This is a genomic window from Pseudomonas sp. fls2-241-TYG-175, from assembly GCF_030209155.1.
In the GTDB taxonomy this organism is placed as follows: domain Bacteria; phylum Pseudomonadota; class Gammaproteobacteria; order Pseudomonadales; family Pseudomonadaceae; genus Aquipseudomonas; species Aquipseudomonas viridiflava.
In genome coordinates this window covers 1-1757 of the sequence record NZ_JARVSO010000054.1, presented here as the reverse complement: position 1 = coordinate 1757, position 1757 = coordinate 1, and the positions used below count along the sequence as shown (strand labels likewise).

Below are 1757 nucleotides of genomic sequence, written 5' to 3'. Positions count from 1 at the left end.
TGTTGATTTCTAGTCTTTGATTAGATCGTTCTTTAAAAATTTGGGTATGTGATAGAAAGAAATAGACTGTTGACCACTTTCACTGGTGGTGAGCAGGCTAAGGTAAAGTTTGTGAGAACAAACTTTCGGCGAATGTCGTCTTCACAGTATAACCAGATTGCTTGGGGTTATATGGTCAAGTGAAGAAGCGCATACGGTGGATGCCTTGGCAGTCAGAGGCGATGAAAGACGTGGTAGCCTGCGAAAAGCTTCGGGGAGTCGGCAAACAGACTGTGATCCGGAGATGTCTGAATGGGGGAACCCAGCTGTCATAAGACAGTTACCTTACACTGAATACATAGGTGTATGGAGCGAACCAGGGGAACTGAAACATCTAAGTACCCTGAGGAAAAGAAATCAACCGAGATTCCCTTAGTAGTGGCGAGCGAACGGGGACCAGCCCTTAAGTTGGATTGAGAGTAGCGGAACGCTCTGGAAAGTGCGGCCATAGTGGGTGATAGCCCTGTACGCGAAAGTCTCTTTGCAATGAAATCGAGTAGGACGGGGCACGAGAAACCTTGTCTGAATATGGGGGGACCATCCTCCAAGGCTAAATACTACTGACTGACCGATAGTGAACCAGTACCGTGAGGGAAAGGCGAAAAGAACCGCGGAGAGCGGAGTGAAATAGATCCTGAAACCGTATGCGTACAAGCAGTGGGAGCCCACTTTGTTGGGTGACTGCGTACCTTTTGTATAATGGGTCAGCGACTTATTTTCAGTGGCAAGCTTAACCGAATAGGGGAGGCGTAGCGAAAGCGAGTCTTAATAGGGCGTCTAGTCGCTGGGAATAGACCCGAAACCGGGCGATCTATCCATGGGCAGGTTGAAGGTTAGGTAACACTGACTGGAGGACCGAACCGACTACCGTTGAAAAGTTAGCGGATGACCTGTGGATCGGAGTGAAAGGCTAATCAAGCTCGGAGATAGCTGGTTCTCCTCGAAAGCTATTTAGGTAGCGCCTCATGTATCACTGTAGGGGGTAGAGCACTGTTTCGGCTAGGGGGTCATCCCGACTTACCAAACCGATGCAAACTCCGAATACCTACAAGTGCCGAGCATGGGAGACACACGGCGGGTGCTAACGTCCGTCGTGAAAAGGGAAACAACCCAGACCGTCAGCTAAGGTCCCAAAGTCATGGTTAAGTGGGAAACGATGTGGGAAGGCTTAGACAGCTAGGAGGTTGGCTTAGAAGCAGCCACCCTTTAAAGAAAGCGTAATAGCTCACTAGTCGAGTCGGCCTGCGCGGAAGATGTAACGGGGCTCAAACCATGCACCGAAGCTACGGGTATCACCTTTGGTGATGCGGTAGAGGAGCGTTCTGTAAGCCTGTGAAGGTGAGTTGAGAAGCTTGCTGGAGGTATCAGAAGTGCGAATGCTGACATGAGTAACGACAATGGGTGTGAAAAACACCCACGCCGAAAGACCAAGGTTTCCTGCGCAACGTTAATCGACGCAGGGTTAGTCGGTCCCTAAGGCGAGGCTGAAAAGCGTAGTCGATGGAAAACAGGTTAATATTCCTGTACTTCTGGTTATTGCGATGGAGGGACGGAGAAGGCTAGGCCAGCCTGGCGTTGGTTGTCCAGGTTTAAGGTGGTAGGCTGAGATCTTAGGTAAATCCGGGATCTCAAGGCCGAGAGCTGATGACGAGTGTCCTTTAGGACACGAAGTGGTTGATGCCATGCTTCCAAGAAAAGCTTCTAAGCTTCAGGTAACC

General features: G+C 50.1%; 1 rRNA gene. It reads left to right on the top strand.

Features of this window, described 5'->3' with window-relative positions:
• Positions 1-173: 173 nt before the first annotated feature.
• Positions 174-1757: ribosomal RNA gene (locus QRN20_RS25260) — 23S ribosomal RNA — on the top strand; the annotation flags it as partial.